Annotated in this window: 21 protein-coding genes; 3 read left to right on the plus strand and 18 right to left on the minus strand. The window is 63.4% G+C overall.

Annotated elements, in window-relative coordinates; all coding sequences use genetic code 11:
* Window positions 1-42: 42 nt before the first annotated feature.
* From NEK97_RS18685 to NEK97_RS18710, 6 genes are all read right to left on the minus strand, one after another.
* Complete coding sequence (locus tag NEK97_RS18685) at window positions 43-1,797, minus strand: glycerol-3-phosphate dehydrogenase/oxidase (RefSeq protein WP_257371222.1); 1,755 nt, start codon at window positions 1,795-1,797, stop codon at window positions 43-45.
* A 131-nt stretch (window positions 1,798-1,928) separates the two neighbouring features.
* The gene (locus NEK97_RS18690; protein ID WP_211711214.1) at window positions 1,929-3,065 is read right to left on the minus strand and encodes a GuaB3 family IMP dehydrogenase-related protein; all 1,137 of its coding nucleotides are present in this window, start codon (window positions 3,063-3,065) and stop codon (window positions 1,929-1,931) included.
* A 71-nt stretch (window positions 3,066-3,136) separates the two neighbouring features.
* Complete coding sequence (locus NEK97_RS18695; protein WP_257371223.1) at window positions 3,137-5,029, minus strand: ABC transporter ATP-binding protein; 1,893 nt, start codon at window positions 5,027-5,029, stop codon at window positions 3,137-3,139.
* Between the two features lie 93 nt (window positions 5,030-5,122).
* Complete coding sequence (gene guaB / locus NEK97_RS18700; RefSeq protein WP_235517040.1) at window positions 5,123-6,634, minus strand: IMP dehydrogenase; 1,512 nt, start codon at window positions 6,632-6,634, stop codon at window positions 5,123-5,125.
* 242 nt (window positions 6,635-6,876) lie between these two features.
* Entirely contained in the window at window positions 6,877-8,958 is a 2,082-nt protein-coding gene (locus NEK97_RS18705) for an acyltransferase family protein (protein ID WP_257371225.1), read from the minus strand.
* Entirely contained in the window at window positions 8,955-11,054 is a 2,100-nt protein-coding gene (locus NEK97_RS18710; protein ID WP_257371226.1) for an acyltransferase family protein, read from the minus strand. The genes NEK97_RS18705 and NEK97_RS18710 overlap by 4 nt, the downstream gene beginning before the upstream one ends.
* Before the next feature lie 186 nt (window positions 11,055-11,240).
* Here NEK97_RS18710 and NEK97_RS18715 point away from each other — a divergent pair, with 186 nt between their 5' ends.
* A complete protein-coding gene (locus NEK97_RS18715) occupies window positions 11,241-12,218 on the plus strand; it encodes a DUF389 domain-containing protein (RefSeq protein WP_257371227.1) in 978 nt (325 codons plus the stop codon).
* Window positions 12,219-12,645: 427 nt separating this feature from the next.
* Here the strand turns inward: NEK97_RS18715 and groL are convergent, their stop codons facing one another.
* From groL to NEK97_RS18730, 3 genes are all read right to left on the minus strand, one after another.
* Window positions 12,646-14,259, minus strand: coding sequence for a chaperonin GroEL (gene groL / locus NEK97_RS18720; protein ID WP_235517053.1), 1,614 nt, complete (start codon window positions 14,257-14,259; stop codon window positions 12,646-12,648).
* A gap of 84 nt (window positions 14,260-14,343) precedes the next feature.
* A complete protein-coding gene (gene groES, locus NEK97_RS18725; RefSeq protein WP_011775524.1) occupies window positions 14,344-14,640 on the minus strand; it encodes a co-chaperone GroES in 297 nt (98 codons plus the stop codon).
* Between the two features lie 192 nt (window positions 14,641-14,832).
* The gene (locus tag NEK97_RS18730) at window positions 14,833-15,195 is read right to left on the minus strand and encodes a hypothetical protein (protein WP_235517056.1); all 363 of its coding nucleotides are present in this window, start codon (window positions 15,193-15,195) and stop codon (window positions 14,833-14,835) included.
* A gap of 67 nt (window positions 15,196-15,262) precedes the next feature.
* Here NEK97_RS18730 and NEK97_RS18735 point away from each other — a divergent pair, with 67 nt between their 5' ends.
* Window positions 15,263-16,489 carry a class I SAM-dependent methyltransferase gene (locus NEK97_RS18735; protein ID WP_257371229.1) on the plus strand — a complete coding sequence of 409 codons (1,227 nt, stop codon included), beginning with the start codon at window positions 15,263-15,265 and terminating at the stop codon, window positions 16,487-16,489.
* Between the two features lie 3 nt (window positions 16,490-16,492).
* Here the strand turns inward: NEK97_RS18735 and NEK97_RS18740 are convergent, their stop codons facing one another.
* Genes NEK97_RS18740 through NEK97_RS18750 form a run of 3 tightly spaced genes read right to left on the minus strand, consistent with a single transcriptional unit; the run spans window position 16,493 to window position 18,648 of the window.
* Complete coding sequence (locus NEK97_RS18740; protein WP_235517059.1) at window positions 16,493-17,305, minus strand: shikimate 5-dehydrogenase; 813 nt, start codon at window positions 17,303-17,305, stop codon at window positions 16,493-16,495.
* 39 nt (window positions 17,306-17,344) lie between these two features.
* Entirely contained in the window at window positions 17,345-17,467 is a 123-nt protein-coding gene (gene ykgO, locus NEK97_RS18745; RefSeq protein ID WP_011775528.1) for a type B 50S ribosomal protein L36, read from the minus strand.
* 29 nt (window positions 17,468-17,496) lie between these two features.
* A complete protein-coding gene (locus NEK97_RS18750) occupies window positions 17,497-18,648 on the minus strand; it encodes a GTP-binding protein (protein WP_257371230.1) in 1,152 nt (383 codons plus the stop codon).
* A gap of 182 nt (window positions 18,649-18,830) precedes the next feature.
* Between NEK97_RS18750 and NEK97_RS18755 the strand changes: the two genes are divergently transcribed.
* The gene (locus tag NEK97_RS18755) at window positions 18,831-19,982 is read left to right on the plus strand and encodes a glutamate--cysteine ligase (protein ID WP_257371231.1); all 1,152 of its coding nucleotides are present in this window, start codon (window positions 18,831-18,833) and stop codon (window positions 19,980-19,982) included.
* 59 nt (window positions 19,983-20,041) lie between these two features.
* Here the strand turns inward: NEK97_RS18755 and tsaD are convergent, their stop codons facing one another.
* The 6 genes from tsaD to NEK97_RS18785 form a co-directional block, all read right to left on the minus strand.
* Complete coding sequence (gene tsaD, locus NEK97_RS18760) at window positions 20,042-21,175, minus strand: tRNA (adenosine(37)-N6)-threonylcarbamoyltransferase complex transferase subunit TsaD (RefSeq protein ID WP_257371232.1); 1,134 nt, start codon at window positions 21,173-21,175, stop codon at window positions 20,042-20,044.
* Entirely contained in the window at window positions 21,172-21,642 is a 471-nt protein-coding gene (gene rimI, locus NEK97_RS18765) for a ribosomal protein S18-alanine N-acetyltransferase (protein WP_257371272.1), read from the minus strand. Before rimI ends, tsaD begins: the two co-directional genes overlap by 4 nt.
* A 14-nt stretch (window positions 21,643-21,656) precedes the next feature.
* Window positions 21,657-22,328, minus strand: a complete 672-nt coding sequence (gene tsaB / locus NEK97_RS18770; RefSeq protein ID WP_257371233.1) for a tRNA (adenosine(37)-N6)-threonylcarbamoyltransferase complex dimerization subunit type 1 TsaB — start codon at window positions 22,326-22,328, stop codon at window positions 21,657-21,659.
* A complete protein-coding gene (gene tsaE, locus NEK97_RS18775) occupies window positions 22,328-22,912 on the minus strand; it encodes a tRNA (adenosine(37)-N6)-threonylcarbamoyltransferase complex ATPase subunit type 1 TsaE (RefSeq protein WP_257371235.1) in 585 nt (194 codons plus the stop codon). The genes tsaB and tsaE overlap by 1 nt, the downstream gene beginning before the upstream one ends.
* Window positions 22,909-24,159 (minus strand): alanine racemase, encoded by a 1,251-nt coding sequence (gene alr, locus NEK97_RS18780; protein WP_257371236.1) that lies wholly within the window; start codon window positions 24,157-24,159, stop codon window positions 22,909-22,911. Before alr ends, tsaE begins: the two co-directional genes overlap by 4 nt.
* Before the next feature lie 69 nt (window positions 24,160-24,228).
* On the minus strand, window positions 24,229-25,323 hold the full coding sequence (locus tag NEK97_RS18785; RefSeq protein WP_257371237.1) for a carbohydrate kinase family protein: 1,095 nt from the start codon (window positions 25,321-25,323) through the stop codon (window positions 24,229-24,231).
* Between the last annotated feature and the right edge of the window lie 11 nt (window positions 25,324-25,334).

Raw genomic sequence — 25,334 nt, forward strand, 5'->3', positions numbered from 1 at the left:
TTCCCTCCAGTGTGGCCCTGGGACCGCATTTCCCTGAACTGGTCAGCGAAGGGGAACGATGTCATCCACCCCCATGCGTGCGGCATCGGCCGATTCGTCATCGGGTTGCTGCTGACTAAGTCGTTCAGCTTCCACCCGCGCCAGGTAGTGCTTGATCTCGCTTTCGCGCTGGGTCTCGCTCCAGCCAAGGATTTCTCCCATCAGCTTAGCTACTACGGGCGCGGCAGACACACCGCGGTCCCAGGCTTCGATGGAAATACGGGTGCGGCGGGTCAAAACGTCATCAACGTGACGGGCGCCTTCGTGGGTTGTTGCATATACGACTTCTGCGGCGAGATAGTCGTCTGCACCTGGAAGGGGCTCTGCCAATTCCGGTCGGTTGGAGATGATGTCCAGGACTTCCGGGGTCATTGAGCCGAAACGGTTGAGCAGGTGCTCGACGCGGGCAACGTGGACACCGGCCTGCTCGGCGGACCTGCCACGCCGGTTCCACGCGGCCTTGAATCCTTCGGCGCCGAGCAGCGGAATGGTTTCCGTGCAGCTGGAGGGAACACGCTCGTCCATGGCCCTGGTCGCCTCGTCCACTGCATCTTTGGCCATGATCCGGTAGGTGGTGTACTTTCCACCGGCCACTACTACCAAGCCCGGCACGGGATGCGCCACAACGTGTTCGCGGGACAACTTGGCCGTGGAATCGTTGTCGCCGGCCAGGAGCGGACGGAGCCCTGCGTAGACTCCCTCCACGTCTTCCCGTGTCAATGGACGCTTCAGGACCTTGTTGACATGGTCCAGCACATAGTCAATGTCCTTGCTGGAAGCCGCCGGGTGCGCCTTGTCCAGCTTCCAGTCGGTATCCGTAGTCCCAATGATCCAGTGCCGCCCCCAGGGAATGACGAACAGCACTGACTTTTCCGTACGCAGAATTAACCCCACGGTGGACTGGAAACGGTCGCGGGGCACAACGAGGTGTATGCCCTTGGAAGCCCTGACTTTGAGCTGCCCACGATCTGTGACCATTGCCTGGGTTTCATCCGTCCAGACGCCGGTGGCGTTGACTACCTGCTTGGCCCTGATCTCAAAGACACTGCCGTCCTCTTGGTTTTCGACCTTGGCGCCCACCACGCGTTCACCTTCCCGGAGGAAGTCGACCACCCGGACACGGTTGGCTGCGTGCGCACCGTAATGGGCGGCAGTCCTGACCAGGTTGACCACCAGCCGGGCGTCATCGACCTGGGCGTCGTAGTAGCGGATGGACCCAACGAAGGCGTCGTCCTTGAGACTCGGAGCAGCGCGCAGGGTGCCGCGCCGGAAGAGGTGCTTATGCATGGGCACGCCTCGGCTGTGACCGGATGTCAGGCCCAGGGTGTCATACAGCATGATGCCGGCGCCCACGTAGGGGCGCTCCCAGAAGCGGCGGGTCAGCGGATACAGGAAAGGAACGGGGCGGACCAGGTGGGGTGCGATCTGCTGGATCAGCAGCCCGCGTTCCTGCAGTGCTTCCTGGACCAGTCCGAAATCGAGCATCTCCAAATAGCGGAGTCCCCCGTGGATGAGCTTGGACGAGCGGGACGAAGTTCCTGAGGCCCAATCCCTGGCTTCGACGATCCCTACGGTCAGGCCGCGGGTCACGGCATCCAAGGCTGCGCCGGCTCCCACCACCCCGCCGCCCACGATCAGGATGTCGAGTTCCTTGCCGGCTTCGGCCGTGGCTTTCAGGACTTCGATCGACGCGGCGCGGGATTCCGGGCTCAAAGCTCCCTGCGAATTTCCCTGCGGACCGCCTGCGATATTGCTCATCGGACCCCTCCTCAAACGCAACAGCTGGTAGTTCCCTACCCTACTTGCTGGGTGCTTCCTTGGGCAGGGCACCGGAACGCAAAAACCCCTGCTTCCGGATGCTATCCGGAAGCAGGGGCTTCAAAGCAGAATCAGTTGCCCGAGTACGGTGACACGACGACGTCAACGCGCTGGAACTCCTTGAGGTCCGAGTACCCGGTGGTGGCCATCGAGCGCCTCAGCGCACCAATCAGGTTGGACGTGCCGTCCGTGTGGTGGCCCGGTCCGAAAAGTACCTCTTCCAAGGGACCGACCGTACCGACGTTGACGCGGTCCCCGCGGGGTGTTTCAAGGTGGTGCGCTTCCGGGCCCCAGTGCCAGCCGCGACCGGGGGCTTCCTCGGCGCGGGCCAAAGCGCTGCCGAGCATGACGGCGTCGGCTCCCATGGCGATGGCTTTGACAATGTCGCCCGAGCTGCCCATGCCGCCGTCGGCAATGACGTGGACGTAACGGCCGCCGGACTCGTCCATGTAATCGCGGCGGGCGGCCGCGACGTCGGAGATTGCCGAAGCCATGGGCGAGTGGATCCCCAGGGCGCGGCGGGTGGTGGTTGTTGCGCCGCCGCCGAAGCCAACCAGCACACCGGCAGCTCCCGTGCGCATAAGGTGCAGGGCTGGTGTGTAGCCGGCGGCTCCGCCCACGATTACGGGTACATCGAGCTCGTAGATGAACTGCTTGAGGTTCAACGGCTCGTGGTTCTTGGAGACGTGTTCCGCCGAAACGGTGGTACCGCGGATGACGAAGATGTCGACGCCGGCCGCCACCACGGTCTTGTAGTGTTCCTGGGTCCGCTGCGGTGTCAGGGAGCCAGCCACAGTAACGCCAGCGGCGCGGATCTCGGCGAGGCGGGAGCTGATGAGCTCAGGCTGGATGGGTGCCATGTACAGGTCCTGCATGCGCCGGGTGACGGCCGGGCTGCTGGTCTCGTCCGCCAGTCCTGCGATCTCGTCGAGGACCTTCTGCGGGTCCTCATAGCGCGTCCAAAGGCCCTCAAGGTCAAGGACGCCAAGACCACCGAGACGGCCAAAAGCGATGGCGGTATCGGGGGACATCACGGAGTCCATGGGGGCTGCGATGACCGGAGTCTCAAACTTGTAGGCATCGATCTGCCAGGAAACAGAGACGTCCTTCGGGTCACGTGTCCGGCGGTTCGGAACGATCGCAATGTCATCCAGGGAGTAGGCACGACGCCCACGCTTGCCACGGCCAATCTCAATCTCATAAGTCACTGCTCGAGTTTATCCCACCAACCCCACGCCACCGGCCCGGCCCCGCCACGCGGCGCCACGAGACACCGTGACTAAGGAACGTTCCGACTGGTTTCGTCCACGGACAGCTGGGATTCGAACATCCGGAAATACCGGCCACGCAACGCAACAAGCTCCTTATGCGTCCCCTGCTCGGCGATCCGGCCGTCTTCGAGCATGTACACGATGTCCGCCTTTTCGATGGTGGCCAAGCGGTGGCTGATGGCAATGATGGTGCTGCTGCGGTCGGCGAAGAGGCGGGTGAAGATGCGGTGCTCGGCCAGCGCATCAATGGCGGATGTGGGTTCGTCCATGACCATGAACGAAGCGTCGCGGTAGAAGTTGCGCGCCATGGCCAGCCGCTGCCACTGGCCTCCGGATAGTCCGCTTCCCTTCCGGCCCCGGGGGTCTTCCATCCAGTTGCTGACGTGGTTCTCCAGGCCGTTGGGAAGCTTGTTGATGAACTCCATGGCCTCGGCGTCGGAGGCAGCACGCCGGACGCGGGCATCATCGCGTGGCGCATCGACATCGCCCAGGTAGATGTTGTCGGCCGCCGTGGCGAACTCGTACTTGAGGAACTCCTGGCTCAGGACCGCGAGGCGCCTATGCCAGCTGGTGACATCAATCCCGGCCAGGTCCACGCCGTCGAGCAGGACCTGGCCCGAATCAGGCCGGTACAGTCCGGCCAGGATGCGGATCAAGGTGGACTTTCCTGCACCGTTTTCACCGACAATGGCAATATGCTGGCCCGCTGTGATGGTCATCGAAATGCCTTTGATGACTTCGATGTCACTGCCGGTGTAGCTGAAACGGATGTCCCTCAGTTCCACTGTCGAGGGAGATACGGCCAGGGGCTTCTCCTTGCCACTTGGAACCGGCAGCGCCATGAAGAGCTCATAGTCCTTGAGGTTGGCCAGGTCCTCATCAATGGAACTCAGCGAGGAAACGAGGTTGTTGGCTGTGGACAAGGCACGGCTGACGATCTGCTGGACGTAGAGGAACTGACCTACCGGCTGCGCCCTGGCGATGATCTGACCCACCACCCAGATCAGCGACACGACCTCGGCACCGTACTGCAGGGAGTCTGCTGCCAGTTGCTTGGGGATATAGCGCTTTTGGAAATCCAGGCGCCTTTTCTCGTCCGCGTCCCGCAACCGGGAGCGCAGGTCCATCAGGTACCCCACGATTCCATAGAGCCGCATTTCCGCAATGTGCTGCGGCCGGAGCAGGTTTTGCTCGATCATCCGCCGTTGCCGGCGCGAATCCACCTGGGTGTTCCAGTGCGCGATCTGCTCACGGGAGAGCTTGAACTGCAAATACACGCTGGGCACAATCGCCACCAGCACGATCACTGCGATCCACCAACTGACAAGCAGCAACGCACCGATAGCGAGGATCACGGACACCAGCTGCGTAAAGATGGCAGCGATACGGTCCAGTACCCGGGCATACGAATCGGAAAACCGTTTGGCGCGATCGTAGAGGTCCACCGTCTCTTTGTCGTCATAGCGCCAGAAATCCAAGGCCAGGAAGCGTTCGTACATCATGTCGCCCACGATCGCGCCAACCCGGAAGCTCATCAATTGCTGGATGTACCGGTCAACGCTGCTGAACGCACCCCAAAACAACCCCAGGGCCGCGGTGACGACCACGTAGAGGACTGCCCGCGGACCGGCGTCGGGATCCCCCGCGTAACCGGCCGCCAGGGCGGTGGTGGTCAGCGCGGCAAAGTAGGTGGTGACCAGCGGCAACGTGGCCGAGATCAGTGAACCTAGAACCTTCATGACCACCGCTGCAGGTGAAGCCTTGAAGCTCACCTTGAGGACCTGCCCGACGGCGCGCGCGTACGGACGCAGCGCCAGCTTGCGGGGCGGGGCCTTGCCAGGTTGAAGTGGGTTCAGCCGGACCGACTCCGGGTGCCGCGGTTCCGCGGGCTTTTCAGACATATGCCCAGCCTATGCTTCCGGACCGACATTTCAGCCGCCCCGGCTTAAACAGCTGGTCCCCGTGGATTACTCCACGGGGACCAGCAGATCAGATCAGCGGGAGCCGTAGTTCGGCGCCTCGACAGTCATCTGGATGTCGTGCGGGTGTGATTCCTTAAGACCCGCCGGCGTGATTCGGACGAACTTACCGCGCGCCTTGAGCTCGGGAATGGTGGGAGCGCCGGTGTAGAACATGGTCTGGCGGAGGCCACCGACCAGCTGGTAAGCCACCGAAGCCAGCGGGCCACGGAATGCCACACGGCCTTCGATGCCCTCAGGGATGAGCTTGTCATCACCGGAGACGTCTGCCTGGAAGTAGCGGTCCTTCGAGTAGGACGTGTTCTTGCCGCGGGACTGCATGGCACCCAGCGAACCCATGCCCCTGTAGCTCTTGAACTGCTTCCCGTTAACAAAGATGAGGTCACCCGGGGATTCCTCACAACCGGCCAGAAGGGAGCCGAGCATGACGGTGTCCGCACCTGCAACCAGGGCCTTGCCGATGTCACCGGAGTACTGCAATCCGCCGTCGGCGATCAGCGGAACACCTGCCGGAATGGCAGCCTTGGCCGACTCGTAGATGGCGGTGATCTGCGGAACGCCGACACCTGCCACCACGCGGGTGGTGCAGATGGAACCCGGGCCAACGCCGACCTTGATGCCATCGGCACCCGCGTCGATCAGTGCCTGGGCGCCTTCACGGGTTGCCGCCTGGCCGCCAATGACGTCCACGTGCGCAGCAACCGGATCGGACTTAAGCCGCGAAATCATGTCGAGCACGCCCTGGGAGTGACCGTTGGCCGTGTCAACGAACAATGCGTCCACGCCTGCGTCGATGAGCTTCATCGCGCGCTCCCACCCGTCACCAAAGAAACCAATGGCTGCGCCAACGCGGAGCCGGCCCTCATCGTCCTTGGTAGCCAGCGGGTACTGCTCGGCTTTGGTGAAGTCCTTGGTAGTGATGAGGCCCTTGAGGCGGCCCTGCTCGTCTACCAGTGGGAGCTTCTCGATCTTGTTGGTGGCCAGCTTGTGCGAAGCTTCCTCACGGCTGATGCCCACGTGACCGGTGATCAGCGGCATCTTGGTCATGGTGTCGGCGACACTGCGGAGCGGGAAGTCGGACTCCGGAATGAACCGGGTGTCGCGGTTGGTGACGATACCCAGGAGCCTGCCATCGGTGTCGACAACGGGCAGGCCCGATACGCGGTAACGGGAGCAAAGCTCGTCCAGTTCCTGCAGGGTGGCTGACGGGCCAATGGTCAACGGGTTGGTGATCATGCCCGATTCGCTGCGCTTGACGCGGTCCACGTGCTCGGCCTGGTCATCAATGGACAGGTTGCGGTGGACAACACCCAAGCCACCCTGGCGGGCCATGGCAATCGCCATGCGGGACTCGGTGACCGTGTCCATCGCGGCGGAAAGCAGCGGGGTCTGCACGGTGATGCGCTTGGAAATGCGTGATGTGGTGTCTGCCTCGGACGGAATAACATCGGTGTGTCCGGGGAGCAGCAGGACGTCGTCGTACGTCAGGCCAATGAAGCCAAACGGATTGTGTTCGGGCTGGGTCATGAGTGTGCGCCTCTTACCTGGGTTCTTGGGGGCTTAACTGGTAGGGGTTGCAACTGATGACCAGCCCGTCATTACGGGACTGGCCTGTGCATAGGTACTGCATGGCAGAAGGTGCTGCCGGTATTGAATAAATAGTAGAACCTCCGCGGCGATCGCCATATTCCGCGACGCCTGACTGTGAGCAACAGCACTGGCGGCAGGCCGCCGTCGTACGTTGTCCAAGCCGCCGGCCGGTGCCAAAGCTAGCTGTCAGACCAGCCCGTAGCGGCCAGCAACCGTTGCTCGAACATCGGGATCATGGTCTGCACATACGTCTTGCTGAGGTGGTTGTCATCCTTGTAGACGTACACATTGCCCACGACTGCCGGGCATGTTCCCTGCTCACAAATGAAGTCGCTCATGTCCATCAGGAACAAGCGGTCGACTTTGCCAACGTAGTCGTCCAACGGCGAGGATGCTGCCAAAGATTCCTCCAGCGGAACATTGCAGTCGGGCGAATCCTTGCCCTTTTTCTGGACGCACTCCGGCATGTTGAAACTGAATCGCGGGTTATCCCGGACGCCCACCACGTCAATGCCAAGGTCCGTGAAAGGTTTGATGCCCTCAAGGTAGCCCGGTACTTCAGTTTCGAACGGCGCGTCCACGTGCGTCAGCGACGCCACCGTGAACACGGCATCAGGCTTGTGCTCCAGGACGTAAGCGGAGCTTGCCCTGTTGAAGTCGTTGCAAAAATCGGCCCGCTCCGACGATTGCGCTCCGAACCGGCAGCCGCCTTTAAGGAGCGTCACCACCTCCCAGCCATGCTGCTTGGCGATGGGGCCCAGGGCAGCCATGTACTGCTGGGAATGCGAGTCCCCCAGCACGACAATTCTCTTGGTGACCACCTCAGGCTCCCCGTTCTGGAGGCAGCCCTCCAGCACAGGATCACTGGGCACGTTGTCCCCGGTGCACTCACCATCAACGTTCGCCCACTCATCCTTCATGGCCGCCGGCGCAGGGATGACCAGGGCCTCCGCCGACGGCTCCCCCGCATAATCCGGGGACAGCGCGGCCGCGCCCGGGGTCAGCTCATGGGGCTGGGAGGCAATTGCCGTTGCCTCTGCAGTAATGGCGCCCTGCCAGGCAGTGACCGGCAACGCCAACAGCGCGCCGCAGGAGGCAATCACGACGGCGGCACGCCAGGACCGCACGTCCGGCCACTTCCAGCGCCGCAACGGTTGCTCGACGTACCTGGTAGTGGCCACCGCAAGCACTGCGGCGGCGGCCATAATGCCCATACCTTCCAGGATGTTCGGCGTGGTGGTCCCGGAAGCGAGCAGGAAGAACACCAGGATGGGCCAGTGCCACAGGTACAGGGCGTAGGAAATACCTCCCACAGCGACCAACGGGCGGGAACTGAGGAGCCGGTCAACACCCCACCTGCTGCCGCTCTGCCCCGCGACGATGACAGCCGCCGCAGCCAGGGTGGGCCACAGTGCCACGAAGCCCGGGAATGAACGGTCAACCGTGAGCAGCAGCCCACAGGAGAGCATGGCTGCGATGCCGGCCCAGCCCAGGAAAACCCGGAGTCTCCGCCCCGGTTTCAGGTATGGCAGGGCCAGCGCAAGCAAGGAACCCAGGGCGAACTCCCACAGTCGGGCGCGGGTGTCGAAGTAGGCGTAGGCCTGGTTGCTGTAGGTCTCCTGGATCGAGAACAGCAGTGACGCCACGAACACCACAGCGAACGCCACGAAAAGCAGCTGCCGGTGACCAACGGCTTTCCGCCCCGGAAACCGTTTGGCAAGGTGCGGCTGCAACAGTGCAATGCCGGCAAAGATCAGCGGCCAAAGAATGAACACCTGGCCCTGCACGGACAGCGACCAGAAGTGCTGGAACGGGCTGGCATCCACGTGCTGCTGGGCGTAGTAGTCCACCGCGAAGGCAGCAAGCTGCCAGTTTTGCCGGTACAGGAGGGAAGCCCACGCTTCAGTGAGGACATCGGGCCAACGGCTCTGCGGGATAAGTGCCCAGGTCCCGGCGAGGATCGCCAGCAACACCACGACGACGGCCGGCAGCAAACGCTTGAAAACGTGCAGCCAGTGCCCCACAAGGCGCAAGGGCCGGTTAGCCTCAAGTTTGCGGGTGAAGGACAACGTCAACAGGAACGCCGAGATCAACAGGAAAGCGTCTACCCCGCCGGAAACCTTGCCGAGCCAGATATGGTAGGCCGCCACCATGACCACAGCCAAGGCACGCAGGCCCTGGACTTCCGGACGGAAGCGGCGTTCCGACGTCGTGGTTGCCGGGGTTCCTGACGCAGCCGTGGCGCTCTGGGTTTCCATCATTCTTGCCACCCGGTCGCGGCAAACCACCTCTCGTCGAGCATGTCAGCCATGCTCTTTACATACGTTTTGGTCATGTGGTTGTCGTCCAGGTATACGAAGGTGTTTCCCACGATGGGAGGGCAGTAGGTTCCGTCGCAGATGAGGTCGGTCATGTCCAACACGAAAAGATCCTGGTACTTGCCCATGACGGCGTCGAAGGGACTCTGTGCCGCGAGCACATCCGATTCCAACGGTCGGCAGTCAGGGCTGTCCGGTCCCTTGGAAAGCGTACAATCCGTCAGGCTATAGGTGAACCGGGGGTTGTCGCGCATAGCGATCACCTGGGTACCAACGGCGTTGACTTCGGGGATGAGTTCCTCAAACCCGTGCGTGAGCTGCTCATCCGGTGTTGAGGGAGTCGCCGCGGTCCCCACCATGAAAACGGCGTCCGGTGGGTGGGCCGCAATGTGGCTGCGAACCTCACGGTTGAACTCATTGCACACCGGGTCCGCATCCGGATTATCCGTCATGAAGGGGCAGGCGCCGTAAAGCATGGCGTAAAGCCGCCAATGGTGTTGCTCAGCCAGCACCCCAACAGCCTCCAGCCATTGCTGGGAATGCGAATTGCCAAGAACCAGCACGGTCTTGGTCGCGTCATCGCCCACGTTGTTTTGCTGGCAGTTCTCCAGCAGCAGCGACGATTCCGGTTTGGTCTCGCCGGAGCACGACTCCGTCAGGTGCGCCCAGTCCGAAGGAAGCTGCTCAGCGGTGGGCAGCGTCATCGCGTTTTCGCCCACCTGGTTCACATATCCGGGAAGGAGAGCCTGGGCTCCGGGGTTATCGAAAGCGGCCTGCGCCTGGGCGGCCTTCAAGTCCAGGTCCTGCTTGTACTGGAATCCCAGGAGGGGCGCGCACGCCACGGCCAGGCAGGCAGCGATAGCAATGGCGGAGCGACGGCGGTTCACCTCCGGCCACTTCCATTCCCGGAACGGCTTCTCAACGTACTTGGTGGTGAGGAAGGCCAGGACCAAAGCCAGGGCGATGATCAGTGTTCCGGAGAGCCAGCCCGCATGGTCCTTGCCACTCCAAGCCAAGGCGATCACCAAAATGGGCCAGTGCCAAAGGTAGAGGGCGTAGGAGTTGTCGCCAAGCCGGACCAGGAAGCGTGAGCTCAGGATCCTGTCAACGCCCAGCCGGCTGCCTGTCTGGCCAGCGGCGATCACCGCGACTGCAGCAAGCGTTGGCCACAAAGCAACGAAACCCGGGAAGGCAGTCTGGACCTGCAGCAGGATCCCGCAACTGAGCATCGAGGCCACTCCGATCCAGCCCATGACGACGCGGACCGGCTTGGCGAAGTTCAGGCCAGGCAAAACCAGCGCGAGCAACGTTCCCAGCGCGAACTCCCACAGTCGGGCAAAGGTATCGAAGTACGCCACAGCCTGGTTATTGGCCGTGAATATGATCGAGTAAGCCAGGGAGACAACGAAGATGATCGCAAAGACATAGGCGAGCGTCGCCCGGTATTTCAGGCTGAAGCGCCGGCACAGGAGCGCTACGGAGGCGAAGATCGCGGGCCACAAAATGAAGACCTGGCCCTGAATGGACAGCGACCAGAAGTGCTGCAGCGGACTCGCCAGGCTATGGTCCGCAGCGTAGTAGTCAACCGCGAGGCCCTGCAGGAGCCAGTTTTCGTAGTAGAACAGCGAGGCCCACCCTTGGTTGACCACCTCGACCCAGCGGGTGGCCGGCAGGAAGACAAAGCTGGCCGCGAGTGTCGCGAGGAGGACCACCACGACGGCGGGGAGCAGTCGGCGGAACAGGTGCAGCCAGTGCCGCAGCAGATCCATCGGCCGGCGTTGTTTATAGCGTCCGGTGAACTGCAGGGTCATGAGGAACGCCGAGATGAGGAGGAAGACATCCACACCCCCGGAGACCCGCCCGATCCAGACGTGATAGCTCACCACCATCAAGACAGCAAGCGACCTCAGACCTTGGATTTCAGGGCGGAACTTCGACTTTCCAACGGGTCCCGAAGCCCGCCTGCCGGGTCGGGCAGGGGCTGGGATCGTTGGCGTAGTCACGTTAGGCAGTTCCTCAAAAGCTGTGGCACAAAGCATCCATCATACGCGGTCCGGCCGCGCCAACCCACTTGGGTCCGTCATCCGGGCTGCGTTCCAAGGCCCTCATTAGCTCAGGTTCAACTATGGATTATCCCAGTCTTGGCTGTGCGTCGCCTGTGCCCGTTGCGCCCCCCGGACCGTCCCGGGAACTACGCTGAAGCCTGAAGCAACGGAGGGAGCACCATGATAGTCCAGCTGCGCCTATGCGTGCCGGCGGAATTGTCTGAGTCGGTTCTGGAATGCTGCCTTGAGCAGAACGGAGCGGCCGAAACGGCGGTACACAAGGGAGCCTCCGTGGAGCCGCCCGGGGACGTCATAACAGTCCAAATCGCACGGGAATCCGCCGAAGAGCTGATACAAAGGCTGCACAATTTGAAGCTTCCGGAACTCGGCTCCATCTCAGTTTCCTCGCCGGATCTGGTCCTGTCCGCACGCGCGGATGAGGCCGAGGCGTCCGCCCCAGGGGAATCCGCCGATTCCGTCATCTGGGACGAGGTATCCCGGCAAACCGGGGAGGACTCGAAACTGACGTGGAGTTTCCTCGCGTTCCTCATCATTGCCGCTCAGTTGGCAGCGATCGGAATTGTGACCGATTCCACCATCGCCATAGTGGGTGCCATGGTGGTTGGCCCGGAGTTCGGCCCGCTCGCTGCGTTGTCCGTGGGATTGGTGGAACGGAAGTGGCGCCTGGTACGGAGTTCCTGTCTGGCTCTTGGAGTCGGGTTCCCCGTGGCGATGGCCGTGACTGCAGCAGCAGCATGGTTGTCGGTACCGCTGGGTTTGTTTCCCGCCGACGCTTTGGACCAGGGATCCGCGGTGGAGTTCATCTACCACCCTGGGCCGTACTCGCTGATTGTGGCCGCACTCGCCGGCGCTGCGGGGATGCTGTCCATGATCAGCCACAGGTCTTCCGCCCTGGTGGGAGTCTTTATCTCCGTCACCACTGTGCCAGCGGCCGGTTATGTTGCTGTGGCCCTCGTCCTGGGTGAGTACAGCAAGGCTGCGGGATCGGCGATGCAACTGGCCCTGAACCTTGTGGGCATCGTGGCAGCTGCCGCCGCGGTGCTGGTGTTTTACCGGCTCATAGGCAAACGCACACCCTCAAGCCGCCGACCGGCTTCTCCCCCGCGACAGCTCGGTGCCATCCGGCGGCCCGGGTAGCCGGTTCCTTGCGCAAACCCTCACTCACAACCCACCCCCATCAACCCAACCCTCACTCACAACCCACCCCCTTCAGCCCGACGCTGCCCCACACCTAGGACGTAAGAGAGCGTCCCTGCCAAACAGGCGGGACGTGAGAGAGCGTCGCCGCCAAACAGGCAGAACCTGAGAGAGCGTCCCTGCCAAACAGGCGGGACGTGAGAGAGCGTCGCCGCCAAACAGGCAGAACCTGAGAGAGCGTCCCTGCCAAACAGGCGGGACGTGAGAGAGCGTCGCCGCCAAACAGGTGGGACGTGAGAGAGCGTCCCTGCCAAACAGGCGGGACGTGAGAGAGCGTCGCCGCCAAAAGGGTGGAACGTGAGAGAGCGCGCACAGCAAAAAACCCCGGCCACGAATCAACGTGGCCGGGGTTTTTGGCGCAGACAGCTTAGTGCTGGTGACCTGCGTGTGCGTCTTCGTCCTCAGCCGGCTTTTCGGCAACCAGGGTCTCGGTGGTGAGAACCAGGGCAGCGATGGAAGCGGCGTTGCGGAGTGCGGAGCGGGTGACCTTGACGGGGTCGATCACGCCAGCGGCGATCAGGTCCTCGTACTCGCCGGACTTGGCGTTGAAGCCGTGGTTGGCTTCGAGCTCGGAGACCTTGGCCGTCACTACGAAGCCGTCGAAGCCGGCGTTCTGTGCGATCCAGCGGAGCGGCTGAACCAGTGCGCGGCGGACAATGCCAACAGCTGCTGCCGCGTCACCTTCCAGTGCCTTGACGGCCGGGGACTCGTCCAGCGCCTTGAGGGCGTGGATGAGTGCGGAACCGCCACCGGAAACGATGCCTTCTTCAAGGGCTGCACGCGTGGAGGAAACGGCGTCCTCAATGCGGTGCTTCTTTTCCTTCAGCTCGACCTCGGTGGCTGCGCCAACCTTGATCACGCCGATGCCGCCGGCGAGCTTGGCGAGGCGTTCCTGCAGCTTTTCCTTGTCCCAGTCGGAGTCCGTCCGGGTCAGTTCGGCACGCAGCTGTGCAACGCGGTCGGCCACGTCCTGGGCGGAGCCAGCGCCGTCCACGATGGTGGTGTTGTCCTTGGTGACCGTGATGCGGCGTGCGGTACCGAGTACCTCGAGGCCAACGGAGTCCAAGGTCAGGCCGAGGTCCGGGGAAACAACCTGCGCGCCGGTGAGCGTGGCGATGTCCTGGAGCATGGCCTTGCGGCGGTCGCCGAAGCCCGGGGCCTTGACGGCCACAACGTTGAGCGTGCCGCGGATGCGGTTGACGATCAGCGTGGAAAGGGCTTCGCCTTCGATGTCTTCAGCAATGATGAAGAGCGGCTTGTTGGCCTGCAGAGCCTTCTCCAGAAGCGGCAGGAAGTCCTGCAGCGAGGAGATCTTGCCCTGGTTGATCAGGATGAGGGCGTCCTCGAGGACGGCTTCCTGGCGCTCAGCGTCGGTGACGAAGTACGGGGACAGGTAGCCCTTGTCGAACTGCATGCCCTCAGTGAGGACCAGCTCGGTCTGCGTGGTGGAGGACTCTTCAATGGTGATGACACCGTCTTTGCCCACCTTGCCGAAAGCTTCGGCCAGCAGTTCGCCAACCTCGTCGCTCTGGGCAGAGATAGCGGCAACGTTGGCAACCTGGGTGCCTTCGACTTCGCGGGCGTTCTCCAGGAGGCGGGCAGCCACGGCTTCAACCGCAACCTCAATGCCACGCTTGATCTCGCCGGGAGCGGCGCCGGCTGCAACGTTGCGCAGGCCTTCCTTGACCAAGGCCTGGGCCAGCACGGTAGCCGTGGTGGTGCCGTCGCCTGCGACGTCGTTGGTCTTGGTGGCTACTTCCTTGGCCAGCTGTGCGCCAAGGTTCTCGTAGGGGTCGTCAAGCTCGACTTCGCGGGCGATGGTGACGCCGTCGTTGGTGATCGTGGGAGCGCCCCACTTCTTGTCCAGCACGACGTTGCGGCCGCGCGGACCAAGCGTCACCTTGACAGTGTTGGCGAGCTTGTCGATACCGGCCTCAAGAGACCGGCGGGCAGCATCGTTAAAAGCAAGCTGCTTTGCCATGGTTGTGTCCTTTCAAGACAGAAAACCCGCACCGCTGACGGGTCGGAATGATTCCAACGCGGCGGCGGTGCGGGCTCCGGGAAGTTACTTTACGACGATCGCGAGGACGTCGCGGGCGGACAGAACGAGGTACTCGTTGCCACCGGTCTTGACTTCGGTTCCACCGTACTTGGAGTAGATGACGACGTCGCCAACAGCTACGTCAACCGGTACGCGGTTTCCGTTGTCATCGAAGCGGCCGGGGCCGATTGCAACAACTTCGCCTTCCTGCGGCTTCTCCTGTGCGGAGTCCGGAATAACCAGGCCGGAAGCCGTGGTCTGCTCTGCTTCGAGCGGGCGAACAACAATACGATCCTCAAGAGGCTTAATCGAGACCGACACTCGGACTCTCCTTTTCATGAGCTGATTCATGGACTAAGAACTGGGGTGCCGGGGCGTGCAACCGTCGTCGCGGTGCCGGAGGAACGCCTGGCGTGGTTAGCACCCTCCGGGGGAGAGTGCTAATAAGACTCTATGTAAGCGTTAGCACTCGGTCAAGGTGAGTGCCAGCATTTCGTCATGGGTGAACTCCGGTCACCTGCCGGTGAGGTCGTCCAGGCCGTAGTCCTCGCCGTCGTCGTCCCCATCCACGGGGGCATTGCCGCGGTTCCGGTACAGCACCACTGCGGACAGGACAGCCACGACGCCGGAAATCACCAAGCCGATGATCCCGCCCATCCAGGCGCCGCTGTAGAGGTCACGGATCTCCCGCGCCTCGTCAGTGGCATCGTTGACACTCTTGCCGGTGACGGAGTACGCGGCAGCATTGAAGGAGTCCAGGGCAAGGATGATGATGAGCAGGGCTATGCAGACCACGGCTATCACGATGCCCGCAATAAGTGCGGGACGGGCATATCTGGTGATGCGGGACGGCTGTGCGGCTGCGTTGTCTTCCATGAAAACAACCCTATCTGGCTGATTCCCAAGTCACGCTGTCATATCCTGCGACGTTAGGCTTGATCCCATGCCTCACGCACCGCAGGAACAGATCGCGCCCTTGCTGACCACCGAAGGATGGGAACTTCTTGCCTCACTTGGGCCTTACAAAGAAGCCGCCGCTTTCAGCGTCAACGCCGACCTCCGGAAAGCGGGCCACTCCCCCGAAATCGTCGCTGCCGTCCTGACGCAGTCCCGCCTCCGGACCCGGGCAGAGGCCAAGTTCGGCGAATTTGCCCGCCAAATGCTGTTCACCCAGGCCGGGTTGGAGCAGGCGACCCGGTTGAACGTCGCCGCCCGGCACGCCGAGCGCTTTGCACAAGCCGGCGTTTCGCATGTCGCGGACCTCGGTTGCGGCCTGGGAGCTGACTCGATGGCCATGGCGTCCATGGACATCGCCGTGACTGCCGTGGAGATGGACGAGACGACTGCTGCCTGCGCCACGATCAACCTGATCCCCTTCCCGCACGCCACAGTGGTCCATGCGGACGCTACCTCCGTTGAGCTGGACGGTATCGATGGAGTGTGGCTGGATCCCGCCCGACGCACCACCTCCACCTCCGGAACAAAGCGGATCTGGGACCCCGAGGCCTTCTCTCCCCCTTTGTCGTTCGTGGAAAACCTGGCTGCCACGGGCCGCGCCGTTGGCGTCAAGATGGGTCCGGGCATCCCGCACGATTCGGTGCCCGCAGGTTGCGAAGCTCAGTGGGTTTCCGTCGGCGGCGATGTCACCGAGGTCACGCTGTGGTTCAACGCGGTGGCGCGCCCCGGGGTACGGCGCGCAGCGCTGGTCCTCGGCAGCCAGGGCGCTGCCGAAATCACCAGCGGCGAGGATTTCGACGGCGGTCCGGTAGCCGCCGTCGGTCCGGTGGAAGGATTCCTGTACGAACCGGATGGGGCGGTGATCCGCGCGGGCCTGGTGGCCGATGTCGCTGAACGCCTCGGCGGTCACTTGGTGGACGAGCACATCGCCTACATCTGCGCCCCGGCGTTACACGACACCCCGTTCGCCCGCGCCTACAAAGTGCTTGAAGTCATGCCGTACAACGTCAAGGCCCTGAAAGCCTGGGTGAAGACCAACGGCATCACTGTGCTGGACATCAAGAAACGCGGTACGGCAGTCACCCCAGAAGAGCTGCGGAAGCAGTTGCTTCCCGCCAAGCCCGGCAAGGGCCAAGCGAAAACAGCCACCCTGGTCCTCACCAGGATCGGCGAGGAGCGAGTGGCTGTCGTGGTGGAGCCGGTCACTGCATAGCAGTCAGCGGCGCGAGAATTCAGAAGCTTCGCGCACCTGGCCGGGGGTCGGACGCACCCCTGTGTAGAGGACGAATTGTTCTTCGGCCTGGATGGCGATGACTTCGGCGCCCGTGATCACCGGTTTGCCGGCTGAACGCGCAGCGGTGATAAGCGGCGTCTCGGAAGGCAGCGCAACGACGTCGAATACCACCTGCGCGGCGGCGATGGTGGCATCGTCAAAGGACTGGGCGGTTTCATCCGCGCCGGCCATCCCCAAGGGTGTGACGTTGATGATGAGATCCGCGGTGGCTCCGTTGACGTCGTCCTGCCAGCCGAAACCGTAGAGGTCGGCGAGGGCGCGGCCGGCGGTTTCATTACGGGCCACGATGGTGACGGCGGTGAAGCCCGCGTCGCGTAGCGCTGCCGCTACGGCCTTGGCCATGCCGCCCGCTCCACGGAGGAGCACGGTGTGGCTGCTGGGGACCTCATGGTCCTTCAAGAGCCGCGCTATGGCGATGTAGTCGGTGTTGTAGGCGGTGAGGACACCGTCGTCGTTCACGATGGTGTTCACCGAATCAATGGCTTTGGCCGACGGATCCATCACGTCAACCAGCGGGATGACGGCTTCCTTGTAGGGCATGGACACCGCGGCGCCCCGGATGGGGAGGCCGCGGATGCCCGCCACCGCGAGGGTGATGTCAGCTGGCGCGAATGCCTTATAGACAAAGTTCAAGCCGAGCAGATCGTACAGATAGTTGTGGAACCGGGTACCGATGTTGCTGGGCCGGGCCGCGAGCGAAATGCACAGGGACATGTCTTTGTTCAGGATGGGCATCCACCCATTAAACAACGCCCGATGGATGCAGCACCGGGATCAGCCCTGCCGCGCCTTCATCCGCGGGTTGTTCTTGTTGATGACGAACGTGCGTCCACGCCTCCGGACGATCTGCGCTCCGGGGATCTTCTTGAGCGCACGCAGTGAGTTCCTGACCTTCATGGTGTTTCTCCTTTTGTTGGTGGTGCGGCTTAGAGGGCGTCGCTGAGTTCCAGGGGATCGTCCCAGACGCCAAAGTCCAGTTCCATTTCCGCCTCCGTCAGTTGGCATTCGTCCAGGATCCCGCGGATTACGCGGGCATCAATATCTTCCGAGCGCCCGGTCATCGCCAATACCGTGCCGCGGTCGCCGTGGCTCGGATGCCAGTCAAGGACGGAGTCGACGTCGGGACCCGGCTTGCCTGCCGATGCGCCGCTGGGTGCCGTGTCAGCCGAGTCGGCGAGCCATTTCCCGGTACTTTCGAGCCAAACCCTGGGCCCGATTCCCTGGACGGCGATCCGTGTGGCGGGAGCAGAGGCAATCCATAGCCGGCCACGCATCCAATGCGTACCCGCGGCCAACCGTGGCAGTGCATCACGGAAGCGGCCCGGATGCAGTGGGCGGCTCGCTTTGTGAAGCACCGTGCGGAAGGAACCTGGTGTTTCGCTCGCCGCCACATGGACGACGCCGGGCCGGTTACGTGCCGCGGTTTCGGCCTGGTCGAAGCAGCCCGGACGGTAGGGGTCGGCCGTACCGACGGCAGCGGCATGCGGTGCCAATTCGACGAGCAATTCCATGCCGGTCGCCCATGACGCCGATCCTTCAGGGTGGGCGCCTGTCAACGTTGCGCCCAGGCCCGGATACACCATGACCGTGTCCACGTGGCCGAACTCCCCGATAAGGAACTCACCGCTGGTGCGGTCATCCTGCGGCATGGACGTGAAGCCGGACTCGAACAAGGTATGGCGGTCCCAGATGTGGTCATCGAGGTCTGCGGGATCCAGCGCCAACACGGCATTGTCGATGACAGCCGGGCGGCTGAGCCCCTGGCGAAGCCCGGCAACTGCCATCCCGGCGGCGACGCCCGGCGGCAAGCCAAGCACAACATGGTCGAACCCGTATGCGGCGAGGCGTTCCGCCGTCGGTACGACGTCGAGCCGAACGGTGCAGCTGAGGCAGCCGTGCTCCAGGACTGTCGTTTCGCGTTCAACCAGGCGTCCATCCCGGTAAACCCTGCGCAGGACCAGCAAACCATCCAGCAGGTCATGGAGAACCACTGCCGAGTTGGCGTGGGTTCGACCCAACCTCCCCGTGGCTGCTTCCCGGCATTGGCTGTCGAGGGAACTGACGACTGTGAGATGCATGCGTTCATACTAATGAGAATCATTCTATTTAGCAAATGACGACTCATTGCGGGCCTGAGCCCCTCGATATCACGGGTGTTCCGGCTGCATTAGACTTGATTCGACCGCTGGCGGCCCCGCAGCGGGGAATCGTGTCCGGCTGACACAACACAAGGCCGGAAAGTACAAATTGAGGGGACTACGTGCAGATTGATTTTGCGCCATCCAGGCAGTCGACACTGGGTGTGGAATGGGAGTTGGCGCTCGTCAATGCACGCACCGGGGAACTGGTATCGGTCGCAAACGATGTCCTGAAGGGCGTCGCCGCGAACCACCCGGACCTCAACGAGGACGACGAACACCCCCATATCAAGCGCGAACTGCTGCTGAATACCGTGGAGCTTGTCACCGGGATCTGCGAAACGGTCAAGGACGCCAAAGAGGACCTCAGCCGCTCCCTTGCAGCTGTCCGCGAAGTCACCGACCCCATGGGCGTTGAGGTGTTCTGCGCAGGCAGCCACCCCTTCAGCCCTCCCCTGCTCCAGCCTGTCACCGACAAAGAGCGCTACGCCAAGCTCATTGAGCGGACCCAGTGGTGGGGACGCCAAATGGTCATCTACGGCGTCCACGTCCACGTGGGCATCGATCGCCGGGACAAAGTCCTGCCCGTCCTCGATGGCCTGGTCAATTACTTCCCGCATTTCCAGGCATTGTCTGCCTCCAGCCCCTACTGGGCAGGCGAGGAAACCGGCTACGCTTCCCAGCGGGCCCTGATGTTCCAGCAGCTTCCCACGGCCGGGTTGCCCTTCCAGTTCGAAACCTGGGAGGCCTACGAGTCCTACGTCCAGGACATGTTCACCACCGGCGTTATCGACGCCACCTCGGAAATCCGATGGGATATCCGGCCGGTAGCCAACCTGGGCACCATCGAAATGCGCATCTGCGATGGCCTTGCCACCCTCGAAGAAGTTGGAGCCATAGCTGCACTGACCCAGTGCCTGGTGGACGAATTTTCCTCCATCCTGGACGCCGGTGGCAGCATCCCCACCATGCCACCCTGGCATGTGCAGGAGAATAAATGGCGCGCCGCCCGCTACGGCATGGAAGCCATCATCATCCTGGACGCAGACGGCAACGAACAGCTCGTCACCGAGCACCTCGCGGAAACAGTAGCCCGGCTGGAACCGGTAGCTGCCAAGCTGGGCTGCTCCGAGGAGCTGGCCGACGTCCTCCGGATCATCGAGCGCGGCGCCAGCTACCAGCGCCAACGCCGCGTCGCAGCCGAGCATGACGGCGACTTGAAAGCAGTGGTGATGGACCTGGTGCAGCAAATGCGCAAAGGCCCCGACGCCTAGCTTCCGGCTGGGTGGCATGCCCGGGTTAACACCCGGGAGTTAATACCCTTTGGGCTGGATTACGCCTGGGCAGGCAGTGACACCGAAGTGACCGGCATGGACGAGTCCGGCGCGAAGGCAAGACCGCTCGGCCCGATGCCCGCCATGATCAACTGCGAACCCAATGCCGCCACCATGGCCCCGTTGTCAGTACACAGGTCCAAGGGCGGGACGTGGAGGGTGATCCCGGCTGAGGTACAGCGCTGCCAAGTCAATTCGCGCAGCCGCGAGTTCGCCGCGACGCCGCCGCCCAACAGGACATCGGTGATGCCGTTCTCCTTGCAGGCAAGGACCGCCTTGGAACTGATGACATCCACCACGGCTTCCTGGAAGGCCGCCGCAATGTCGGCCACGGGCACTTCCTCGCCGCGGGCCTCGAACTGCTCCACACAGCGGGCCACGGCTGTCTTCAGTCCACTGAACGACCAGTCGTAGCGGTGTGGGCCCTTGTCCCCGGCGGTCCCCATGTACTTGGGCTGCGTCAGTCCCCGCGGGAAACGGATGGATTTCGGATTACCCTGGCGGGCCAGCTTGTCGATGGCGGGGCCACCGGGATAGCCAAGGCCAAGGATGCGGGCCACTTTGTCGTAGGCCTCGCCGGCCGCGTCATCGATGGTTGAGCCCAGCAGCTCAACGTCGTCCGTGATGCTCCTGATCCTGAGGATCTCCGTGTGGCCGCCCGACACCAGGAGCGCGCCAAGGTTCTCCGGCAACTGACCGGCGCCCAAGCCGGCGGCAGCACCGGCGTCGGGCTTTCCATCCAGCAGGCCGACGCCCACGTGGGCCACCAGGTGGTTGATCGCGTACAGCGGCTTGCCGGTGGCCAAAGCCAGGGCCTTCGCGGCACAAACGCCCACCATCAGGGCGCCGGCAAGGCCAGGTCCTGACGTGACTGCAATGGCGTCGATGTCCTCCAGGGTGACACCGGCTTCATGCAATGATTCCTGCAGCGTGGGAACAAAGGCATCCAGGTGGGCCCGGGAAGCGATCTCGGGGATGACACCACCGAAGCGCACATGCTCGTCCATGGATGAAGACACCGTGTTGGTCAGCAACGTGGTCCCCCGGACGATCCCGACACCGGTCTCATCACACGAAGACTCAATGCCGAGCACCAGCGGCTGCTTCAGTTCCTGCGGAAAAGTCGCGGTCATGCCGGAGCTCCTTCAGAAGAAGTGGAATCGGTCAGCGGGAGGCGCATGATCAGGGCGTCGGTGCCATCCCGGTAATAGCGCGGGCGGACGTGGATCTGTTCGAACCCGAAACGTACGTACAGCCTCTGGGCGCGCGGGTTGTCCGCGCGGACCTCCAGGAGTACGTCCGCGGCCCGCCTGCGCCGCGCCTCTTCGATGAGTTCGGTCAGGACCGCCGAGCCGATGCCCTGGCCTTCGAATTCAGGCACGACGGCGATCGTCTGGACATCCGCGATGGGCTCGATGCACATCAGCCCGGCATAGGCCACGATCTCCCCAGCGACCTCTGCAACCACGTAGCGGCGGGTTTCGGGCTGGGCCAATTCATCAAAGAACATCTGCAGCGGCCAGGCATCCACGGGGAACAACCGACGTTCCAACGCCTCGACCACGGGAATATCGGCCTCGGTCATGTCGCGCAGCAACATCTCAGCGGCCCCGGTCACAGCGCACGCTTCCGTGGGCCCGGGACCTGGGCGTCCGATTCCCGCAAATAGAGGGGCGTTGAGTCGAGGAGTGCCTGTCCCGCGGCGAGCCGGGCCAAGGCGAACTGACCCAGGGATGCCGCATTGGGTTGTGTTCCGGCGAAGTCCGGGTCCGCGCTGAGGACGTCCGCGTACAGACCTGCGCCTGCCCCAAAGACGGGCAAGTCCGGCAGCTCAGAAGCGAAACCCACATGCGGGCCATCCACGAGTTCCGGGAGCCGGCCATCGGACACGGTGTACCGGGCCCAATAGACCTCTTTGCGCCGGGCATCGGTAGCCACAAGGAACTCGGAAGCCGACACCGTGGATTCCGCAACTTCCAGGGCAATCGCGTCCAGGCTCATCAGTCCGTGCAGCGGCTTGTTCCACACGAATGCGAGGGTGCGGGCCGTGGCAATACCGGAACGCAGCCCGGTGAAAGGACCAGGACCTACCCCGGTGACGATCGCATCGATGTCAGCTCCGGTAACACCCGCCCCCGCCAAGAGCTTCTCAATGCCCGGTGCAAGGACCTCGGCGTGGCTGCGGGTGTCCTCGGTGGCGAAGGAATCCACCACGCCTTCCATGGCGTCATCGGAGATCAGGGCCGCGCTGGCAACAGCGGAGGTGTCAATGGCCAGGATCAGCATCAGTTGCCTCCTTCTTCGGCAGGGCGGGATCCCGTTTCGTCCAGCAGGCGGGGTGCTACGGCCCAGCGGGGACCAAAGCCCCGGAACACAATGGTGCGGGGCTCGTCGTCGTCCTCGGTATCAAAATCCAGGACGCCGCCGGTCCCTGCGGCACTGTTGCCGCCCACGGACCTGTGCAAATCGACTTCCAGGCGGCTCTCGGAGAGATGCTCCACCCGGTCCCTGCCCCACTCCACCACTGTCACAGCGGAGTCCATGGTGTTCTCAAGATCGATATCGTCCACCTCCGCGGCCGAGTCGAGCCTGTAAGCATCCACGTGGACCAGATCCGGGCCACCGGGCCTGGGACCATCAGGGAGGTTCGGGTGGATCCGGACCAGGACGAAAGTGGGCGAGATGATTCCTGCGCGGACGCCCAGCCCTTCCCCGAGTCCCTGGGTAAACGTGGTTTTGCCCGCACCCAGTTCCCCGGTCAGCACCAGGAGGTCCCCCGCTTCAAGCACCCCACCAAGGGCCGCCGCGAGAGCGTGGGTCTGGTCCGCCGTCGTTACCGTGACTGTGCGTTCCCACTGGGATTGGTTCACAGCGCCGCCGTTTCGGCGTCGGCGGCACCGGCAGGCGCCGCTGGACCGGTGGCGAGCTCGTTGACGTAGCTGCGCGGAACCCGGGAACTGATGCGGGTGACAATCTCGTAGTTGTTGGTGCTTGCTGCGGCTGCCCAATCATCCGCGGTCGGACCACCGTCGGCACCGTCACCGAACATGACAGCTTCCGCGCCCTTGAGGGCATTGGCGGCCTCGACTGTCATGGGGCCAAGGTCGATCACCATCTGGTCCATGGCGATCCTGCCCACCACGGGGTAGTTGGTACCGTTGACGCGCACAGGGCCGCCAGTGGCAATCCGAGGGACACCGTCTGCGTAGCCCAGCGGCACCAGGCCCAGCGTGCTCTCCCCGGTGGTGCGGTAGTTCAGCCCGTAGGAAACTCCCTGGCCTTCGGGGACCTTTTTGCAATTGGACAGCAGCGTGCGGACCGTCATTGCCGGATGCAATCCAAGGTCAGCGGACGTGGCGCCCTCGAACGGCGAGAGCCCGTACACGCCAAGACCCACACGGACAAGGTCGAAATGCGAGTCGGGGCGGGACAGCGTGGCGGGCGTGTTGGCGATGTGGCGGACCTCGGTGTCCACGCCTGCGTCCTCGGCCATGGCGATGGCCTCACGGAAGACAGTGAGTTGCTCGTCGGTTTCAGGACGGTGCGGTTCGTCGGCCACGGCGAGGTGCGAGAAAATACCCACAACGCGCAGAAGCCCCTGGTCCTGGTAGTCCATTGCCTGGCCCACCAACTGGTCCCAGTCCTCGATGGTGCAGCCGTTGCGGCCAAGCCCGGTGTCCACCTTCAGGTGCACCCGCGCCGGCCGTTCCTGTTCCCGGGCAGCAGCTACCACTGCGTCGAGTTCCCAACCGGAAATTCCGACGTCGACGCCTGCGGCGACTGCCGCTTGGAAGTTGCTTTCGCGGGTGTGCAGCCAAGCCAGCAGCGGCGCATCCACCCCGGCAGCGCGCAAGGCGAGCGCCTCGGAAATGTGCGCCACACCGAGCCAGGCAGCTCCGGCGTCGAGGGCGGCGCGGGCCACTTGGACGGCACCGTGGCCGTAGGCGTCAGCCTTGACCACCGCCATCACGGAGGCCGGCGAGGCGATGGCGACGAACTGGCGGACATTGTGCCGCACAGCGTCGAGATCGATCACAGCCGAACGTTCCAGCAGGGCCGACCTTGTTATGGAGGCCTTGGATCCGATCCCGATATCTGCTGCTGCTTCGTAAGTCACCCTAGAGATTCTAGTGGTGCCAGTGAATTCGGGTTAACTGCGGTGGGCCGCGGACGGTGGCCGCGCGCGTTACTGTGCGTCGGAGAGGTGCGCGATGGTGGCGCGTGCCCGCCGCTGCGCCTCTGCCGGGATGTCCTTGACGATCGGTTCCAGGAACGCGAAGCGACGGACCCACTGGCTGGATTGGCGCTCCTTGCGCGCATTTGCCCGGTGCCACCAATCGGCGATGTCACCCCATCCGGGCGCAGCCAGTGATCCGCCGACTTCCTGGACTGCCAGCGAGGCACAGAGGTTCGCAAAGCGCAGCCTGTCCCCCAGCGTCCATCCCGCCAGGCAGCCCACAATGAAGGCCGCCCCAAAACAATCCCCGGCGCCCGTAGGGTCGGACGCAGAAACCGGCAGGGACGGAACCCACTCCTCTTCCCCGGTTTCCGAATCCACTGCCACAGCTCCTTGCGGGCCAAGGGTCACCACCGCGACGGGCACCCGGTCGGCCAGCGAGTACAGGGCAGCCCACGGGTCTGCTTTGCCGGTGAACGCCATCGCTTCGGGCGCGTTGGGCAGGAAGGCATGGAAGTTCCCGAGTTGTTCGAGCCGACGCTCGGACCATTTGCCGGTGGGGTCCCACCCCACGACGCCGAAGAGTTTGGTTCCCGCTGTCTTCGCGGCCATCATCCACGGCTCCAGTTCCTCACCCAGGTCCGCGACGGCGGCGAGCGCCTTGGGTGGCTGCCCCATCAGTTCGGATGCACTGATGGGAGCCGGGTGGCCGTGGGTCACCATGGACCTGTCCTGGTTCACGCACATGGACACCGTGACCGGAGAGTGCCAGCCTGGAATCCTCCTGGACAGGGACAGGTCCACGTGTTCCTGGCTCTCCAATATCTGCCAGTTGTAGTCGCCGTAGCCGTCGTCCCCGAACGTTGCTGCCAGATTGGTCCGCAGTCCCAGCCTTGCGGCGGCGATGGCCTGGTTGGCCACGCCGCCCGGGCAGCTTCCCATGCCTTCGCTCCAGACTTCCGTGCCGGGTTCAGGTGCGTGCGGCAAGCCCGTGAAAATAATGTCCTGGAACACCGTGCCGGTCAGGAGGAGGTCGCATTGGTGATCGCCGTCAGACCTGACGGCGGCAAGAGGATCGTAACGTCGCTGGGGCATAGCGTCCATGCACGGCACAC

It is taken from the genome of Paenarthrobacter sp. UW852, from assembly GCF_024608385.1.
In the GTDB taxonomy this organism is placed as follows: domain Bacteria; phylum Actinomycetota; class Actinomycetes; order Actinomycetales; family Micrococcaceae; genus Arthrobacter.

What these genes read in the sequence shown, in the direction of transcription:
- NEK97_RS18685 (WP_257371222.1), bottom strand. Translation starts at nt 1,797, where the DNA reads ATGAGCAATATCGCAGGCGGTCCGCAGGGAAATTCGCAGGGAGCTTTG.
- NEK97_RS18715 (WP_257371227.1), top strand. Translation starts at nt 11,241, where the DNA reads ATGATAGTCCAGCTGCGCCTATGCGTGCCGGCGGAATTGTCTGAGTCG.
- tsaD (WP_257371232.1), bottom strand. Translation starts at nt 21,175, where the DNA reads ATGACCGCGACTTTTCCGCAGGAACTGAAGCAGCCGCTGGTGCTCGGC.
- NEK97_RS18705 (WP_257371225.1), bottom strand. Translation starts at nt 8,958, where the DNA reads ATGATGGAAACCCAGAGCGCCACGGCTGCGTCAGGAACCCCGGCAACC.
- tsaB (WP_257371233.1), bottom strand. Translation starts at nt 22,328, where the DNA reads ATGCTGATCCTGGCCATTGACACCTCCGCTGTTGCCAGCGCGGCCCTG.
- NEK97_RS18710 (WP_257371226.1), bottom strand. Translation starts at nt 11,054, where the DNA reads ATGCTTTGTGCCACAGCTTTTGAGGAACTGCCTAACGTGACTACGCCA.
- NEK97_RS18785 (WP_257371237.1), bottom strand. Translation starts at nt 25,323, where the DNA reads ATGGACGCTATGCCCCAGCGACGTTACGATCCTCTTGCCGCCGTCAGG.
- NEK97_RS18735 (WP_257371229.1), top strand. Translation starts at nt 15,263, where the DNA reads ATGCCTCACGCACCGCAGGAACAGATCGCGCCCTTGCTGACCACCGAA.
- NEK97_RS18695 (WP_257371223.1), bottom strand. Translation starts at nt 5,029, where the DNA reads ATGTCTGAAAAGCCCGCGGAACCGCGGCACCCGGAGTCGGTCCGGCTG.
- NEK97_RS18740 (WP_235517059.1), bottom strand. Translation starts at nt 17,305, where the DNA reads ATGCCCATCCTGAACAAAGACATGTCCCTGTGCATTTCGCTCGCGGCC.
- guaB (WP_235517040.1), bottom strand. Translation starts at nt 6,634, where the DNA reads ATGACCCAGCCCGAACACAATCCGTTTGGCTTCATTGGCCTGACGTAC.
- groL (WP_235517053.1), bottom strand. Translation starts at nt 14,259, where the DNA reads ATGGCAAAGCAGCTTGCTTTTAACGATGCTGCCCGCCGGTCTCTTGAG.
- NEK97_RS18750 (WP_257371230.1), bottom strand. Translation starts at nt 18,648, where the DNA reads ATGCATCTCACAGTCGTCAGTTCCCTCGACAGCCAATGCCGGGAAGCA.
- rimI (WP_257371272.1), bottom strand. Translation starts at nt 21,642, where the DNA reads ATGTTGCTGCGCGACATGACCGAGGCCGATATTCCCGTGGTCGAGGCG.
- ykgO (WP_011775528.1), bottom strand. Translation starts at nt 17,467, where the DNA reads ATGAAGGTCAGGAACTCACTGCGTGCGCTCAAGAAGATCCCCGGAGCG.
- NEK97_RS18730 (WP_235517056.1), bottom strand. Translation starts at nt 15,195, where the DNA reads ATGGAAGACAACGCAGCCGCACAGCCGTCCCGCATCACCAGATATGCC.